Below are 17673 nucleotides of genomic sequence, written 5' to 3'. Positions count from 1 at the left end.
CCCTACCCTATGAGACCCTATGAGCATTAGCAGGAGAAAGAATGTCTGAACTTGTTGTGGACACCCGCAACGGACTGGAATTTAAAGTTCGCGATTTGAGCCTGGCAGAAGCTGGCCGAATGCAGATCACCCTTGCCGAGCATGAAATGCCGGGCTTGATGGCGCTGCGCGAAGAATACCGCGACGTACAGCCACTCAAGGGCGCCCGCATCGCCGGCTCCATCCACATGACCGTCCAGACTGCCGTACTGATCGAGACCCTCGTCGCACTCGGCGCCCAGGTACGGTGGTGCTCCTGCAACATCTTCTCCACCCAGGATGAAGCCGCTGCCGCCATCGTGGTCGGCAAGTACGGCACCCCGGAGGAGCCCAAGGGCGTCCCCGTCTTCGCCTGGAAGGGTGAGACCCTCGAAGAATACTGGTGGTGCACCTCACAGATCCTGCACTGGCCGGCCGTCGAGGGAGACCCCGCCTCCGCCTACCCGAACATGATCCTCGATGACGGGGGTGACGCCACCCTCATGGTCATCACTGGTATGGACTACGAAAACGCCGGCGTGGTACCTCCCATCACTGACCGCGACTCCGCGGATGAGAAGGTCCTCAAGGCTCTCTTGGAGGAACTCCTGGCAGCCGACTCCGACAAGAACTTCTTCCAGAACGTGGGTGCCACCGTTCGTGGCGTCACCGAGGAAACCACCACCGGTGTCCATCGCCTCTACCAGTTCGCGCAGCAAGGCACCCTGCCCTTCCCCGCAATGAATGTCAACGACGCCGTCACCAAGTCGAAGTTCGATAACAAGTACGGCACCCGCCACAGCCTGATCGACGGCATCAACCGCGGCACCGACGTCCTCATCGGCGGCAAGTCTGTGCTGCTGTGTGGTTACGGCGACGTGGGCAAGGGCTGCGCAGAAGCCCTCGACGGCCAGGGCGCCCGCGTCCACACCACGGAGGTCGACCCCATCAACGCCCTGCAAGCCCTCATGGATGGCTTCCCGGTCGTCACCGTGGATGACTTCATCGAGCAAGCAGATATCGTCGTCACCGCCACCGGCAACCTGGGCATCATCAGCTTTGAACACATGTGCCGTATGAAGGACCAGGCCATTCTCGGTAATATCGGCCACTTCGACAACGAAATCGACATGGCCACCCTGGAAAACCACCCCAAGGTAAAGCGCACTCCCATCAAGCCGCAGGTGGACCTCTTCACCTTCGACCCCAGCCTGGACGGCGGCCGTGGCCACAGCATCATCGTGCTATCCGAAGGCCGCCTCCTCAACCTGGGCAACGCCACCGGACACCCCTCTTTCGTAATGTCCAACTCCTTTGCCGACCAGACTGCCGCACAGATTGAGCTCTTCCAGAACTCCGAAAACTACGACAAGGAGGTCTACCGCCTTCCCAAGCGTCTGGACGAAAAGGTCGCCCGCATCCACGTGGAAGCTCTCGGTGGAAAGCTCACCACGCTGACCAAGGAACAGGCACAATACATTGGTGTGGATGTGGAAGGCCCCTACAAGCCGGAACACTACCGCTACTAAATTCTGCCGCCTGCCGTTTCCGTAAAAGGGGAGACCCATGTTCCAGAACGCGCTGTTAGTTGCTATTGAAGGCGTCGACGGCGCTGGCAAGAACACGCTCACAAGCGCAGTGGCGGCCTCCCTTGGAAACGCCGGTGTGCGGGTGTCCCGTATCGCTTTTCCGCGCTACGGGACGCTCCACGCAGACCTTGTCTCCGCTGCCCTCCACGGGCAGATGGGGGATCTCGTCGAGAGTGCATACGCAATGGCGACGCTCTTCGCCCTAGACCGCAAGGGCGCTCTCCATCCTGGAGTGGGGCTGGCTGCGCTCACTGAGGCTGCCCGCGAGGAGGCGACGAACCAGCCGCATATCATCCTCATGGATCGTTGGGTTGCCTCGAACGCCGCCTACTCTGCTGCTCGTATCCAGCAGCCCATTGACGAGCCTGGAGGGATTGTTGAATGGGTAGCCGACCTGGAATTTTCCCGTTTCGGACTACCCGTGCCCGACCTCACCATCCTGCTCGATGTGCCTGTCTCCCTTGCTCGGGAGCGGGCGGCGGGCAGGGAAGCCTCCGATGCCTCTCGTACCCGTGACCTCTACGAGCGGGATAGTTCCCTGCAGGAACGAACCGCTGCTGCCTACCGTGCACTCGCTACATCACAGTGGCAAGGTCCGTGGCTGACCGTCGCCGCCGATGTGGACCCCCACGCGGTGGCAGAAACGCTGCTGTCAACCCTTCCCGCACAGTAGTGCTCTTTCCACGCACCATTTCGTCTACTTTGCTATTGCAGGAGAAAACTCATGTCCGCTTCTGGGGGTAAAAAGGCCATTGTTGCCGCACTGCTCGCCAACGTTGGTATTGCCATCGCCAAGTTCGTCGGCTTCCTCGTCACCGGTGCTGCCTCGATGATGGCGGAGGCGATCCACTCGGTAGCCGATACATCCAACCAGATTCTGCTGCTCATAGGTGATAAACGGGCAGAAAAAGCCCCCGATCGCACCCATCAGTTCGGCTACGCCCGCAACATTTACTTCTACGGTTTCATCGTGGCGCTCGTCATCTTCCTGCTGGGCGGAGTGTTTTCTGTAGGGGAAGGTGTCAACAAGATCATGCATTCGCTGCAGGGCACCGAAGAGGGAGGAAACCACCTGGTGGCCATCATCATCCTGGTGGTCGCGCTGGCTCTGGAATCCTTCTCCTTGGCTACGGCAGTGAAAGAATCGAAAAAGGTAAAGGGTGATGACAGCTGGTGGCAGTTCATCCGCCACACCCATGAACCGTCCCTTATCGTCGTCATCATGGAAGACTCTGGTGCGCTTATCGGTCTGGTGCTGGCCCTCATCGGTGTATCGGTGTCGTGGGCTACGGGTAACCACCTGTGGGATGGCGTGGGTGCCCTCTGCATTGGTATCTTGCTCATCATCATTGCCATTGTGCTCATTGTGGAAATGAAGTCCATGCTCATAGGCGAATCCCTGGATGAGCAGGATTTTGACCGCCTGGTTGCCGCCCTAGAATCTGTTCCGCAGGTGCAGCGCGTCATCTATTGCCAGACTGAGTATCTTGGCCCCGCCGAGGTCCTCGTTGCCGCTAAGATAGGGGTACCTCCAGAGCTCAGCAGTGCAGAGCTCGCTCGCGCCATCGATGAGGCCGAAGCTGCCGTCCGTAGGACCGACCAGAAGCGCTACCGGATCTTCATCGAACCGGATATTGACCAGCTGCAGAAGGGATAGCCGCTATGGCCCACATTCTCGTTGTCGATGACGATGAAGCTCTCGCCGAGATGCTCAGCATCGTGCTGGAAAACGAAGGTTTCAGCACCACCATCGTGGGTGACGGCAGCGAAGCCCTCCGTCTCTACCGGGAAATCAACCCTGACCTTATCCTGCTCGACCTCATGCTCCCCGGTATGAATGGCGTGGACGTCTGCAAGGAAATCCGCCGCTCCTCTGCAGTCCCCATTATTATGCTGACTGCAAAAACCGACACCATCGATGTGGTTCTCGGCCTGGAATCTGGAGCGGACGACTACGTCACCAAACCCTTTAAACCGAAGGAACTAGTGGCCCGAGTGCGCGCGCGTCTGCGCAGTAACCAGGAGCAATCTTCCGACATTCTCACCATTGGCAACGTCTCCATCAATGTGGCAGCGCATACTGTCACCCGCGACGGCAAGTATGTCTCCCTCACCCCACTGGAATTCGATCTTCTCACGGAGCTGGCTTCCAAGCCGGGACGCGTCTTTACCCGCGAGACGCTACTCCAGCATGTGTGGGGCTATGACCATGCCACCGACTCCCGTCTCATTAACGTGCACGTGCAGCGTCTGCGCTCCAAGATCGAAGAAGATCCGGAAAACCCCAAGATTGTGGTGACGGTGCGCGGCGTCGGCTACAAAGCTGGTACGGGAAACTAACCCATGACGTTTTTTCCCCGGCATCCGCGGCATCCCGGTGACGGCACTTCTGCCGCCTCCGAGGCGCCTGCTGCTACTACCCGTAGCACACGGGGTATCTCCTATGGGCCTCTTCCGGACCGCCATGCTACGGACGGCTCGGCAACGGTGGACATGAGTGTTCCGCAGGACTCCCTTCCTTCTGCCGATATTCCTGCCACTGATGTTTCCGCACAAGAGTTTCCGGTTGACAAGCCCACGGTGGGCGGTTCCGTTTATAGCGAAGCGCCGGGGGCCACAACTAAACCCAACGACATCAGCGACACAGCGGAAGCCACCGCAGCTGCGCACACCGACAACGCCGCCCAAGCGTCGGAAAGCACCACACCCGCTTCCGACAGAACGAAGCGCACCTCCTGGGCCCGCCGCCGCAAGGAGCGGAAAGAACAGCGAGAACAACACCGTGCCGAAAAAGCCCAGCGGCCGCGTCAGCAGCGTTTCCCTTGGGTATTGCGAGGCTGGGGACGCCGCAAAATCCGGGAAGGGCAGCAGCGCTGGCGGCAGTCACTGCAATTCCGTACCGTCACCACCACCATTGTGCTGGCCACGCTTATCCTCACCCTCACTCTCTTCGGCCTTTCCGCCCAGATTGCCCAGCGTATTCTTGACAGTAAAGTGGCCGGTGCTGAACGCGACCTTTCCACCGCCCGCCTCATTGTGGAATCCCAGCTGAATGGATCCGACCGCTCCGCCACCGACGAGACCCGCATGGCGAGTGCGCTTGCAGTCCTCACTGCCCAGGGGCCACAGGCGGGACAGCTGTCCGCTAATGCCGGCTCCTTTGTACCGGTTCTCTACATTCCCGCGGATGGCCTCCGTCCCGCTATTTCCACCCCTTCCAATCTGGCAATTCCACCGACCTTGGTGAACTTTGTCAGCTCCAACCAGGTCTCCTACCAGTACTCCCATATGGACCTGGGCGCGGGCGACACCAAAGTCCTCATCGTCGGTACACCCACCAACGTGGATATGCCGGACCTCCAGCTCTACCTCATCTACTCCCTGGCAGGGGAAGAGCGCACTCTCAACCTCTTCAACACCACCCTCTTTTCCGGTGGTACGCTCATCGTCATCCTCATGGGCTTCGCATCCTACCTCGTCTCCCGCCAGATGGTGCGCCCCATTCGCCAAGCGGCAAACGCCGCCCAGCGTTTCGCCTCCGGCGACCTAGATGCGCGAATGGAAATCCGTGGTGAAGACGACTTTGCCCGTCTTGGTACCTCCTTCAACGAGATGGCGGCCTCTCTTCAGCAACAGATCGTCCAGCTGGAGGAGTTCGGGTCGGCCCAGAAACGCTTCACCTCCGACGTCTCGCACGAACTCCGCACCCCGCTCACCACTGTGCGCATGGCGGCTGATATCATTTATGACCACGCAGACGATCTCGACCCCGGTACCGCCCGTGCCTCTCAGCTGATGGTGAAGGAACTGGACAAGTTCGAGTCTCTTCTCAATGATCTCCTCGAGATCTCTCGCCACGATGCTGGTGTGGCGGAGCTGAACTCGGAACGCATTGATATCCGTACCTGTGTCTACTCGGCTATTGCCGCAGTGTCCGGTGTGGCTGCGTCGGCCGACGTCTCCGCCGAAATCGATATGCCAGAGATACCAGTGATGTGCGACGTTGACTCACGGCGAGTGGAACGTATCCTCCGCAACCTGCTTGCCAACGCCTACGACCACTGTGAAGGAAAACCCGTCATCCTTACCGTCCGGGCGGGTGACGATACCGTCGGCATCTCCGTTCGCGACCACGGAGTCGGCTTGAAACCAGGCGAAGCAAAGAAAGTCTTCGACCGCTTCTGGCGTGCCGACCCCTCCCGCGTCCGCCAGTCTGGTGGCACCGGCCTGGGCTTGGCAATTGCTACCCAGGACGCCGAACTACACGGAGGCCGGCTGGAAGCTTGGGGCATGCCAGGAGAAGGCACCTGCTTCCGTCTCACCCTGCCACGCGAGGCGGGACATGCGGTCACAAGTTCACCCGTCCCTCTGCGGTTCCCTGTGGGAGACGCCGTCGAAGTGACGGAACCCATGGCCACCGGGGAGATCCCCCTGAGCGAGTACCTCGAGTCGAAGCGTACTGACGCAGCCACCGTCACCCCGCACAGTGGAGAGATTCCTGTTGTCTCCCTCACTGACCGCACCGGCGACATCCCCCTTGCGGAGGCCTACTCCGAGACCGCAGCGGGGAGGACAAATGCCAACCCCACCGGGGAACTATCCCACCTCACCGACCCCACTAGTGGCGAACTACCCCTCCAGGAACCCCCCGCTTCACAGCCCGACGCCGCTGAACGTCCCTTCAGCGGTGAGACGGAACTCAACACCGTCCCCAGTGAGCAAAACAGCATCGGGCCGGTATCCGCACCTTTGGAAGGGCTTGCAGAAGTCCCCGATTCAACAGCTGGCCTCCTCGCTTCACACCTGAATCACCCCGATATTGTGGAGGAGGATGACTAATGGATCGTCGGTCCCGCCATGCGAAGCTCCTCGCCCCGCTCTGTGCCCTCGTCCTACTCGCTGGTTCCACAGCCTCCCTGACGGCATGCACTGCCCTGCCGTCGGATGCCCCACCGCAGTCCCTCGGACAGTTCCGGCGCACCCCCATCACCTTCAACCCGCCCAAGCCACAGCCCGGGCGCTCCCCGGATCTCCTCCTGCGGGACTTTATGCGGGCTGCGGCAGTACCCACCAACCGGCACGCTGCTGCGCGCCTCTTCCTCACTGCCAAAGGTAACGCCGACTGGGACGACCAAGCTACCCTCAAAGTCATTGAGCGTATCGATGTCAACACCGTCGCCACTCCCGATGCCAACAGCCTGGTCATGCAAGTACGTGCCCGCTCAATGGGTGAAGTAGACAAGCAAGGTGCCTTCCGGTCCAACCTCTCCACCCACACTTTTGAAGTGAAGATGCACCGCAACGGCAAACAGTGGCTGATTGATCGCTTCCCCGACGAACTCCTCGTCGACCGCGAAGCCTTCATGGCCACCTACGAATCCCAGTCCATCTACTATCTGGATGTCACCGGTTCCCGGGTTGTACCCGATCCCCGCTGGCTCTACGCCCAAGATAGTCACCTCCCCAATATGCTCATGCAACTGTTGGTGCAGGACCCATCACCCCAATTGCACGATATGGTGGCCAGTGAACTTCCGGCCTCTGCACATGTTTCCGCGGTTCCCGGTGCGCAAGGCAATGGGGTGGACGTCGAAATCTCCAACTACCAGGCAGGCTCGGAAGCGTCTCGTCGTCGCTTGGCTGCCCAGATCATCTTCACTTTCGAACGGGCTCGTATCCATGGCCCCTTTTACATCACCGTGGACGGTAACCCATTGGATCCAAACCATCGGGACGGCTGGACCGCGGCAGACGTGGTGCACTACGACCCCATGTACGCGACTCACCAGAATCCGGTGCAGTTGCACGCCATCACGTCCGATGGGCTTATGAAGGTGAGCTCCAACCTCGAACCGGTGAAGGGGCCGCTGGGGCACTCACAGGATCTTCGCTCTGCCTCCTTCTCCCGTGGCGGCGAGATGATTGGTGTGGTAGAAGAGGTACGCGACAAAGAACGCACCCCGCTGGAGGTAAAAATGGGGCCAGTAGGCGGACCGCTGGTCTCTGTGATGCGCGGTAGCCGCTTCTCTCGTCCCACGTGGGGGCCCACGGGACTAGACATGTGGATCGTCTCTGGTGACGATCACATCAACCGGATTGTGTGGCAAGATGGGCGCTCGCCACTGGTCACCCGGGTCGATACAAGCCACCTCACCCGCAAACCCGACTTCAACACCCTGAGCATTTCGCCTGACGGAGTGCGCCTGGCTTACATTTCTGGCGGCAAACTCTACATTGCCACCATCTATACCAGCCGTGATGGGGAAGTGTCACTGCGGAATCCGCAGCGTATCTATATCTCCTCCGATGAGGTTGTGTTGTCGGTCGCCTGGCGTACTGCTACTGAGCTTCTCGTTGGTGGATCGCTGACGGATCAGCCGGTTCTCATGGTGTCGATTGATGGGGCTTCCGTCACCCCACTAGGGATTCGCAACGTCACCGCCCCGGTCTCCGTGGTGGTCGCGAACCCCACCGGCATCTACGTGCAAGACAGTCGCGACGTGATGCGCCTGGAACAGGGGTCTGAAGGGTTCTGGCAGGATGTACCTGCTCTGGTGAACTCTCCTCGCGCGATCCCCGTGTTGGAAGGCTAAGCGGCGTCGTGCCCCCACTTCTGCCGCAGGGGCTGCGGGAACTCTTGGTGCCGGTACGGTGTGCCGGCTGTGGCGCGCCGGGCGAGGAATGGTGCGACTGCTGCCACCGCCATTTATCCGCCCCAGCACGCCGTCTACGTCCGCGGGTGCTTGTCCCGTGCCCAGTGTGGAGCATAAGCCCATATGGGGGGCCGGTGGCAGAGGGGATTGTGGCGTTCAAAGAGGGACGACGGCGCCGTCTGGCCATTCCCTTTGGCGCGGCGTTGGCAGAAGCGGCTGCTGGGCTGGTGGAGGCTGGGGAGCTGTTGCATCCAGCAGAACGTCCTTGGTTGATTGTGCCGGCTCCTTCTACCGCGGAGGCGGTGTGCGAGCGCGGTTTTCACCATATGCGGGAAGTGGGGGAGGAGATGGCGCGCTATCTGCAGCAGGCATCCACCAATTGGGTGTTGGGAGGTGTGGCTGGGGAGATTGCGGTGGCGGAGCTTCTCTGTGCTGCACCGCATCATGATGCAGTGGGCTTGACTGCAGAGCAGCGGCGGGCGAACTTAGCTGGTGCGATTACCTGCGATCCGGATATTGCCACTCAGCTGGCACTGTTTACTCCTTCGGCCACCCCGCCGGTAACAGCACCAGTGACGGCACCCGTAACTCCACAGGGAACTCCTGCGGTAACGGCATCGGTAACCCCGTCGGCAGCTGAATCGGTACGGCGCCGGGCCCACAGGCTACCGCATAATGTGTTCTCGCACTGGGAAATACTCGTGGTAGATGACGTGACAACAACTGGTGCCACGCTTGCCGAGTGTTTTTTCGCACTTCACCATATGGGGATGCGGCCGCGAGGTGCGCTTACGCTAGCTTCTGCCTAGTGTGTGTCGAGCTGTGCCAGAAAAGTAAGCCAATAGTTATGGCAACCCAAAGAACTCCTAAACAAACCTCGCTACATTGGAAAGTGAAGGAACCGAGATGCTCGGGAGAGGGACTCGGAGACTTCAGTACCACCGACGCCACCGTGGACAGCGGCAACCGTTAGTGGACCGCGGGCGGTGGCCCGTACAGGAGGTTTGTCATGTCGAAGCGTGATGCCATCCAGGAAGACACCCAAGAAGACTTCGAAGTGCCAGTGACGGCAGACGAAGAGGAGGGTCTCGTTCCTAACGCCCAAGTCATCATTCACGGGCGCAACGTTGAAGTGCCAGAGCACTTTGCCAATCGTATTAAGGGCAAGCTTGCCCGTCTGGAGCGTCTCGATCCCAGCATCATTCGGTTCGAGGTAGAACTCCGCCACGAAAAGAATCCGCGCCAGTCCCGCATCCGTGACCGCATTGAGATCACTGGCCGTCGCAAGGGTGCCCCGGTACGCGCCGAAGCTGCTGAGGATAGCTTCTACGCTGCGCTCGAATCCGCCTGCGATAAGCTCGAGCGTTCCCTGCGCAAGGTGAAAGTCCGCCGCGGAATTTCACGTTCCGGCCACCGCACTCCGACCTCGCTACATGATGCATCCGCGGCCTTCATCGAAGAGGATCTCAAGGCCATTCAGGTCAATGACGGCGACGCCGCCGTCACTCCCACGGAAGCAGAGCTAGGCGAAGTCGATACTTACGCTGACCTGGTCGAAGATGCTTTGCCGGGTCGTATTGTCCGTCAGAAGGTGCACCCTGATGATCCCATGACGGTCGACGATGCGCTGTACCAGATGGAGCTGGTGGGACACGACTTCTTCCTCTTCCACAACTCCGAAACCGATAAGCCCTGCGTGGTTTACCGTCGTCGCGCCTATGATTATGGCCTTATTACCCTCGGCGAATGATGTAAATCGCGAATAATCAGTAATATAGAGACCGGCTGTATTTACCAGTACAGCCGGTCTTTATTCTGTTCACGCAGCAGAACCGAGATACCCGTCAAACCGTCAATACATGAGGACGTTATAACTGTGGCTGTTTTGTCGAAGATTCTCCGCGTCGGTGAAGGTCGTGTCGTCAAGCGACTGAGCAAGCTTGCGGACTACGTTGTGTCCATTGAGGATGACTACGCCGACCTGACGGACGACCAGCTCCGCGCCAAGACGCAGGAATTCAAGGTTCGCCTCGACAACGGCGAAACCATTGATGACCTGCTGCCGGAAGCATTCGCAGTAGCCCGCGAAGCCTCCTGGCGCGTCCTCGGACAAAAGCACTACCCCGTGCAGATCATGGGCGGCGCCGCCCTCCACGAGGGACAGGTTGCCGAAATGAAGACCGGTGAAGGTAAAACCCTGACTTGCGTGCTCCCCGCCTACCTCAATGCACTCGAAGGCAAAGGCGTTCACATCGTTACCGTGAACGACTACCTCGCCAAGCGCGACGCCGAGTGGATGGGCCGCGTGCACCGCTTCCTTGGCCTCGAAGTGGGCGTCATCCTCTCCAATATGAACCCCGATGAGCGCCGCAAGGCCTATAACGCTGACATCACCTACGGCACCAACAACGAGTTCGGTTTCGACTATCTGCGTGACAACATGGCGCACTCCACCAGCGAACTGGTGCAGCGTGAGCATCACTATGCCATCGTCGACGAAGTGGACTCCATTCTCATTGACGAAGCCCGCACCCCGCTCATCATCTCTGGTCCCTCCGACGCCTCCAGCCAGTGGTACCAGGAGTTTGCCCGCCTCGCTCCCATGATGGAGAAGGACAAGCACTACGAAGTCGACATTCGCAAGCGCACCGTCGGTATTACCGAGGCAGGCGTGGCTTTTGTGGAGGACCAGCTCGGTATCGACAACCTTTACGAGTCCACCAATTCCCCGCTGGTGTCCTACCTCAACAACTCCATTAAGGCCAAGGAACTCTTCACCCGCGACAAGGACTACATGGTCGTTGACGGCGAGGTACTCATCATTGACGAGTTCACCGGCCGCGCCCTGGCTGGCCGCCGCTACAACGAAGGTATGCACCAAGCCATCGAGGCTAAAGAAGGCGTGGAGGTGAAGGCGGAGAACCAGACTCTGGCCACCATCACCCTGCAGAACTACTTCCGTATGTATGACAAGCTGGCCGGTATGACGGGTACCGCCGAGACGGAAGCTGCCGAGCTTTACCAGATCTACAAGCTGGGCGTGGTTCCTATCCCCACCAACATGCCGATGATCCGCGAAGACCAGCGCGACCTCGTCTATAAGACGCAGGAAGCTAAGTTCGAGGCCGTCGCCGACGACATCGCTGAGCGGCATGAGAAAGGCCAGCCGGTGCTGGTTGGTACCGTCTCCGTGGAGCGCTCCGAATACCTTTCCAAGCTGCTGCAGAAGCGTGGTATTAAGCACAACGTGCTGAACGCCAAGCGCAACGCTGAGGAAGCTCTTACCGTTGCGTCCGCCGGACGAGTAGGCGCTGTCACTGTCTCCACCAACATGGCAGGCCGTGGTACCGATATCGTGTTGGGTGGTAACCCTGACGTACTGGCTGATGCGGCACTCCGCAAGCGTGGCCTCGACCCGGTGGAGGACGAGGAAGCCTACCAGAACGCTTGGGAAGAGGAGATCGTCCGCCAGCGCAAGAAGGCAGAAGAAGCTGCCGAGAAGGTGCGCGAGGTTGGTGGCCTATACGTTATCGGTACGGAGCGTCACGAATCTCGCCGTATCGATAATCAGCTGCGCGGTCGTTCCGGTCGTCAGGGCGACCCGGGTGAGTCCCGCTTCTACCTGTCGTTGGGTGATGATCTCATGCGCCGCTTCAACGGTCGTGCGGTGGAAACCCTGATGGAGCGTCTGCAGGTTCCCGACAACCAGCCTATCGATTCCCGCATGGTCACCAAGGCAATTAAGAATGCCCAGACCTCCGTCGAGTCCCAGAACTTCGAAATTCGTAAGAACGTTCTGAAGTATGACGACGTCCAGAACAAGCAGCGTCAGGTTATCTACGCAGAGCGCAAGCGCATCCTGGAAGGCGAAGACCTCAAGGAGCAGGTTGAGAACATGCTCGACGAGGTGCTGGAGGCCTACGTGAAAGGCGCTACCGAGAACGGCTACGTGGAAGACTGGGACCTCGACGCTCTGTGGACGGGTCTGCGTCAGCTCTACCCGATCGGTATCGAATACCAGGATCTTATCGACGGTGACGAGTACGGCCAGGCGGGTGACCTCAGTGCAGATGAGCTGCTGCTAGCTATCCGCGCCGACGCCCGCGCCGCCTACGAAGCCCGCGAAGAAGCTATCGAGAAGATCGGTGGCCCGGACGCTATGCGCCAGGTGGAACGTTCCGTGCTGCTGCAGGTTCTCGACCGCAAGTGGCGCGAGCACCTCTACGAGATGGACTACCTCAAGGAGGGCATTGGCCTGCGTGCTATGGCCCAGCGTGATCCGCTGACGGAATACCAGCGTGAAGGTTTCGAAATGTTCGACACCATGATGGATGGTCTTAAGGAAGAATCCATCGCCTACCTGTTCTCGGTGGGTGTGGAACCTGCCGATACCCGTTCGGAAGCCCAGCGTCGTGCCGATGAGGAAGAAATGCAGCGCACGATTCGCGCGAAGGGCGAAGCGGAAGCTGCTCTTCGTGCTGCCGCGATGAGCCTGGCCGGCCCGAATGAGCAGGGCCAGCTAGCGAACCAGAATGACTCTACGGTTTATGGTTCCCGTGCTCAGCGTCGCGCCGCTAAGCGTGCCGCCCGGAAGAAGGGCAACGTGCAGCAGTAGCCTCACTCGGTTGGCCGCCTGGTGGAGGTGGTCAACCTATGAGTTCAGATGTGATAGGGGAGGGCCAGCAACAGCTGGCCCTCCCCTCAGTCTGTTGCCTCGCGGGACAATCGCTCCACCTCATAGGCAGGAGAGTGCGCCAGGGGTGTGCGTTCGGTAGTCGTAACTGGCTGCTACACGAAGTTGAAAGAGGTTAGCCGCCACTTGCTTTCGCACCGTTCAGCAGCTCCCGCGAACGCCTTGACCCGTGCCCCATCCCGGTAGGTGCCACAGACTTCCACCCGTAGATCCGCATCTGCGGTAATGGCGCTGGTGGGTTTGGGCTGTTGGCCGGGACGTACCGCCGCCTGATAGCCAGGGGGAAGGGCGCGCTCCAGAGCACGCGCGGCCGCAGATTCCTGAGCATTGAGACGCCGGGCACGCAGATGGAGCCGCAGCAGTCGCAAGGGGGCAGGTTGCATAGCCGGTGCGCCGGGAGTTGTGAGGGAGGGGCCGGCAAGTTCCATGATGGCGCGACTTCGCCCAGTAGAGAACTGCTCGACGATATCCATGATGTCGGGGGTGACGAAGCCGCGGAGATGCCCAAAGGGGCGGCGTCGGTCAACTGTTTCCAACAGTTGGCTGATGGCCTTCTGGGCGAAGGAGCTGGAGGAGCGGTAGTCCTGTGGCTTGAGGGGTTGGCGGAAAAGCTCTGCGGTGCTGGTTCCACCACCCGTTCCAAGCAGATCGTTGATGGTAGAGGGTGCAGGGGCAGCCTGCGCCCTTTGCTGACTATCAGCGGTAGGCGTCTGTAAGCTGTCAGTCTGTGAGGCAGGGGTCTCCGAGTTGTGACGTTCCGAAGGAGGGGCCGTCGGGGCAGGAGTACTTGTGACGGTACTATGCGCCCATGCGGGGGTATGGGTGTAGGGGTGTGCGAACTGGAACCTGTCAGCGGAGGGGTGCGGCACGGGCTGCTGAGTGGGGACGGCGCTGAGCGTCGAGCTGGTGTTGTGGTAGTCCGAAGAACTGGGCACTGGGGGTCCTTATCGTGAGAAGCGTGCCGGGATTGTCGCAAATGTGCGTGTCGTGTGGGGATGCTACTTTGCCTGCTCGCCCCTGTAGATGGACGCTGGGGTTAGAAAACACCACAATATTTGCAGCTCACATATGGTTTGGGACTCGTCATCCCACAGTGCAAGAAAAATAAAAAAGTTTGCCTGCCGGGAGTCGAGTTCGCCGCAGCCAGAAACACCACGTGATCCCCAGGTTGTATACACTAAGGGTGTGACTATGCGCGGATTGATCATTGATTATGCCGGCGTTCTGGAAGGCCCTGCCGCCGACGCCGAAGGCTGGAAACTGCTCCTTTCCGAACTGCGGATGAACGGCATTGGCATTGCCGTCCTTACCAACTTTGATTCCTTCGACGTACCGGCGGACCTAGCTCGGTGGAAGGAAACCGGATACGTCGACGAAATTGTCTTGTCCTCGGAAATCGGGGTAGAGAAGCCAGACTTCGAAGCCTTCTATGCTGCCTGCCGAGCTTTGGGTGAGGATCACAAAGACTGCGTATGCGTGGATGACTCCATTGAGAATATTCATGCAGCAGTGCGTGCGGGTCTGATCGGTGTGCTGTACACCGCTTATGACCGCACTGAAGCGGAACTTCGGCCCCTCTTCAACCTGCACTAATGCGTATCTACATTCCCGCTTTATTGACGGATCTGCAGCGTTATGTGGATGAGGCGGTAGTTCCGGTACGTGGGGGTACCGCTTTCGCCCTCACCCCGACGCTGCGGGAGCATTATGTGTCTGGTGATGATGAAGAACTAGAGCACATTGCGTTCCAGGATGCGGCCCGTGCATCACTGCGCCTCCTGAGCGGAGCAGCGGGGGACCCGGTTCCGGTGGGGGCTGCCGCCCGGAAACGAGTCGTCATTTCCGCTGATGTCGACGATGTCCTCGTCACCTGCCGTCCCGACCTAGACCTCGCAGTGGTGCGGCTCGCTGACGACAGTGTGGCAGCGCGGACGGTAGCTGCTGTGCACGTCGACCTTGATATGGCGGCGGACGCAGTGGCAGCGGCTGTCGCCGTTATTGACGCTGCCGACCTCGGTGATGAGGATGCGGAGCTTACCGTGGGGGATGCCGAGGATTTTGAACTCGCCTGGTACGCGCCGGAAGAGGTGGCATTCCTCCTCGACCTGTCCTAATTGCGGAAGCACGTGCTCCGCGATATGCCGAGTGTTGCCTAGCTACCTGGGGTTCTGTCTGTCGCGTCTAGTCTTGGGCGATACCCAAGGCCCACGTGTCATTGCTGTGGAGCGCAATAAGGAGCAGTCGGACCGCCTGAATCCGGCGGGCCAGCGGCGAATCGGCGGGTGTTTTCGCCAGCGCAGCATCCCAGGCACAGTCTTTATCGAAGGGTTCACCCCGGTGGGTACACCCCCGCGGGCAATGCTCTGCCAGGGCAGATAGGTCGTCAAAAGCAGCGACGACGGTCTCCACCGTGACATGTGCGAGGCCGAAGGACCGGATTCCGGGGGAGTCTACGACCCAGCCGCCACCCGGCAACTCCATCGCCATGGATTGGGTGGAGGTGTGCTGGCCTTTCCCCACTTTGGAGACATCCCCGGTGGGGCGTTCTGCGGCGGGAACCAACCGGTTGACGAGTGTCGATTTACCTACCCCAGAATGGCCGATGAGGGCGGTGACGTGTCCTTCGAGATAGGTGAGGAGTTCATCGGTCGGGTCGTCTGTGCCACACACGACCGCAGGCAGGTCAAGCCCAGTGAATTGGGTGAGGAAGTCGGTGGGGTCAGCCAGGTCGCTTTTGGTCATACAGAGGATCGGGCGAATACCCGCCGCGTAGGCTGCGACGAGGGCACGTTCGACGAACCCCTCCCGGGGTGGGGGGTTGGTGGCAGCTACGACGATGAGGAGTTGGTCCGCATTGGCTACCACGATGCGTTCGTAGGGGTCGGTGTCGTCGGCGGTACGACGTAGGACGGTGTCACGGTCGTGGAGCCGGACGATACGGGCGATGGCGTCGGGGCTGCCGGACAGGTCGCCTACGACGTCAACAATGTCGCCCACCACCATGCGCTCGCGTCCCAGAGTGCGGGCGCGGATGCACGTTATGTGGGTGCCGGCAGGGCTGATTCCGCTGGTGGGGTCGGCGGTGTTGCAGGGCGCATCGGAGAGTAGTGCGCAGCCCCAGCGGCCGCGGTCAATGGTGATTATGCGGGCGGTGACGGCGTTGTGGTAGCTGGGGCGTTTTTTGGTGCGGGGGCGGGAGGTGCGCTTAGCGCGTACCTTGACATCGGATTCGTCGTAATCGCGGGTGCTGCGGCCGCGGTGCTGGGCGCTCAGAGCCACACCTCCATTGTGCGCTGTGGCGCGCCGGAGGCGCCGGGGTGGCCCGAGGAGGTATCGGTGGGGGCGTCATTGTGGGTCTGCTCCGTGGGTATCGCGGCGGTTCCTGTCAGGGCGCTCCAGGCGTCTGCGAACCCGGGGAGGGTTTTACTGGTGGTCTCAATGTCCTGGACCGTGACACCGGTGACGTGGAGCCCGACAATGGCTCCCGCGGTGGCCATACGGTGGTCTGCGTAGCTGCGCCATTCAGCGCCCTGCAGTTGGGCGGGGCGAATAATGAGCCCGTCAGCGGTTTCTTCCGCATCTCCTCCCAGCCTGTTGATCTCCATAACGAGAGCGTTGAGCCGGTTGGTTTCGTGTCCGCGGAGGTGGGCGATGCCGCTGAGTTCGGTGGGGGAGTCGGCGCAGGCAGCTAATGCGGCGACGGTGGGGGCGAGTTCTCCCATGCTGTGCATGTCGAGAGTAATGCCGTGGAGCTGCTGTGGGCCGGTGACGGTGAGGCCGGCATCGCTCAGCTCTACCCGACAGCCCATGCGAGTGAGGATGTCGCGGATGGCGTTGCCTGGCTGGGTGGTGTCGGTGGGCCAGTCTGCGATAGTGATGTTGCCCCCGGTGACGGCGGCTGCTGCCAGGAAGGGGGTGGCGTTGGAGAGGTCGGGTTCAACTGTCCAGTCGTAGGCGTGGAGTGTTCCGGCGGGAACTGACCAGGTGTTGGGGGCGCTCGTATCGACATGGATGCCGTGTTTGGCGAGCATGTCCATGGTCATGATGAGGTGGGGTTGGCTGGGGACGCCCTCTTTGCCCTCATGGTGGATGCGGATGCCGTGCGCGAAGCGGGCACCGCAGAGCATGAGGCCGGAGACGAATTGGCTGGAGGCGGAGGCGTCAATGGTGACGTCGCCGCCTTGGACTGCGCCAGTGCCAGAGACGGTGAAGGGGAGGTTGTTGCCCGTGATTTCGACGCCGAAGTCTCGGAGGGCGTCAAGGACAGTGGCTAGGGGGCGCTGTTTGGCTTGTTCGTCGCCATCGAAGTAGGTGTCGCCGGTGGCAAGAGCAGCTACGCCGGGGAGGAAGCGCATGAGAGTGCCGGCAAGTCCGCAGTAGACGTGGCCACCAGTGAGGGGGTGCGGGATGACCCGCAGAGTGGTGGCGCGGGGACGCCTGTCCGCCTGGGTGATGTAGTTATCGCGGGCATTGTCGGGGATGACGTCGATGATCTCTGTGCCAAGGTTCCGTAGCGCCTCAATCATGAGGTCGGTGTCGCGGCTGCGGAGGGCACCGGTGATGGTGGAGGGGCCGTCTGCTAGTGCGGCGAGGATGAGGGCACGGTTAGTGATCGACTTAGAGCCGGGTACGTGCACGGTGGCGGACACAGGGGTGGCACCATAGGGTGCGGCGTACAAGGTGGGACTCATGTCTCCATTATCGCACGCGCAGGGCGGAG

General features: G+C 60.5%; 14 protein-coding genes. 11 read left to right on the top strand and 3 right to left on the bottom strand.

Annotated features, from left to right (window positions below; genetic code table 11):
* Positions 1-41 precede the first annotated feature (41 nt).
* The 9 genes from ahcY (at position 42) to secA (ending at position 12875) form a co-directional block, all read left to right on the top strand.
* Positions 42-1547 carry an adenosylhomocysteinase gene (gene ahcY / locus Q0X28_RS00500; RefSeq protein ID WP_296237983.1) on the top strand — a complete coding sequence of 502 codons (1506 nt, stop codon included), beginning with the start codon at positions 42-44 and terminating at the stop codon, positions 1545-1547.
* Positions 1548-1599: 52 nt separating this feature from the next.
* Positions 1600-2280 carry a dTMP kinase gene (locus Q0X28_RS00495; protein ID WP_298575985.1) on the top strand — a complete coding sequence of 227 codons (681 nt, stop codon included), beginning with the start codon at positions 1600-1602 and terminating at the stop codon, positions 2278-2280.
* A 51-nt stretch (positions 2281-2331) separates the two neighbouring features.
* Positions 2332-3264 (top strand): cation diffusion facilitator family transporter, encoded by a 933-nt coding sequence (locus tag Q0X28_RS00490; protein WP_296237981.1) that lies wholly within the window; start codon positions 2332-2334, stop codon positions 3262-3264.
* 5 nt (positions 3265-3269) lie between these two features.
* Positions 3270-3947: an MtrAB system response regulator MtrA gene (gene mtrA, locus Q0X28_RS00485; protein WP_296237979.1), complete on the top strand. Its 678-nt coding sequence runs from the start codon at positions 3270-3272 to the stop codon at positions 3945-3947.
* A 3-nt stretch (positions 3948-3950) separates the two neighbouring features.
* Complete coding sequence (gene mtrB, locus Q0X28_RS00480) at positions 3951-6446, top strand: MtrAB system histidine kinase MtrB (RefSeq protein WP_298575420.1); 2496 nt, start codon at positions 3951-3953, stop codon at positions 6444-6446.
* Positions 6446-8200, top strand: a complete 1755-nt coding sequence (locus Q0X28_RS00475; RefSeq protein ID WP_296237974.1) for an LpqB family beta-propeller domain-containing protein — start codon at positions 6446-6448, stop codon at positions 8198-8200. Before mtrB ends, Q0X28_RS00475 begins: the two co-directional genes overlap by 1 nt.
* Positions 8201-8394: 194 nt before the next feature.
* On the top strand, positions 8395-9069 hold the full coding sequence (locus tag Q0X28_RS00470; RefSeq protein ID WP_298575415.1) for a ComF family protein: 675 nt from the start codon (positions 8395-8397) through the stop codon (positions 9067-9069).
* Positions 9070-9269: 200 nt separating this feature from the next.
* A complete protein-coding gene (gene raiA, locus Q0X28_RS00465) occupies positions 9270-10010 on the top strand; it encodes a ribosome hibernation-promoting factor, HPF/YfiA family (protein ID WP_296237970.1) in 741 nt (246 codons plus the stop codon).
* 126 nt (positions 10011-10136) lie between these two features.
* The gene (gene secA, locus Q0X28_RS00460) at positions 10137-12875 is read left to right on the top strand and encodes a preprotein translocase subunit SecA (protein WP_296237967.1); all 2739 of its coding nucleotides are present in this window, start codon (positions 10137-10139) and stop codon (positions 12873-12875) included.
* 173 nt (positions 12876-13048) lie between these two features.
* Here secA and Q0X28_RS00455 read toward each other — a convergent pair whose 3' ends face one another.
* Entirely contained in the window at positions 13049-13888 is an 840-nt protein-coding gene (locus Q0X28_RS00455; protein ID WP_298575411.1) for an Rv3235 family protein, read from the bottom strand.
* A 256-nt stretch (positions 13889-14144) separates the two neighbouring features.
* Between Q0X28_RS00455 and Q0X28_RS00450 the strand changes: the two genes are divergently transcribed.
* The gene (locus Q0X28_RS00450) at positions 14145-14546 is read left to right on the top strand and encodes an HAD-IA family hydrolase (protein ID WP_298575982.1); all 402 of its coding nucleotides are present in this window, start codon (positions 14145-14147) and stop codon (positions 14544-14546) included.
* Complete coding sequence (locus Q0X28_RS00445; RefSeq protein ID WP_298575408.1) at positions 14546-15067, top strand: DUF6912 family protein; 522 nt, start codon at positions 14546-14548, stop codon at positions 15065-15067. Before Q0X28_RS00450 ends, Q0X28_RS00445 begins: the two co-directional genes overlap by 1 nt.
* Before the next feature lie 67 nt (positions 15068-15134).
* Here the strand turns inward: Q0X28_RS00445 and rsgA are convergent, their stop codons facing one another.
* Positions 15135-16232 carry a ribosome small subunit-dependent GTPase A gene (gene rsgA / locus Q0X28_RS00440; protein ID WP_298575405.1) on the bottom strand — a complete coding sequence of 366 codons (1098 nt, stop codon included), beginning with the start codon at positions 16230-16232 and terminating at the stop codon, positions 15135-15137.
* Complete coding sequence (gene aroA / locus Q0X28_RS00435; protein WP_298575402.1) at positions 16223-17644, bottom strand: 3-phosphoshikimate 1-carboxyvinyltransferase; 1422 nt, start codon at positions 17642-17644, stop codon at positions 16223-16225. Before aroA ends, rsgA begins: the two co-directional genes overlap by 10 nt.
* Between the last annotated feature and the right edge of the window lie 29 nt (positions 17645-17673).

The organism is uncultured Lawsonella sp., from assembly GCF_947252745.1.
In the GTDB taxonomy this organism is placed as follows: domain Bacteria; phylum Actinomycetota; class Actinomycetes; order Mycobacteriales; family Mycobacteriaceae; genus Lawsonella.
The sequence above is the reverse complement of the archived record's forward strand: the minus strand, read 5'-3'. Positions and strand labels throughout refer to the sequence as shown.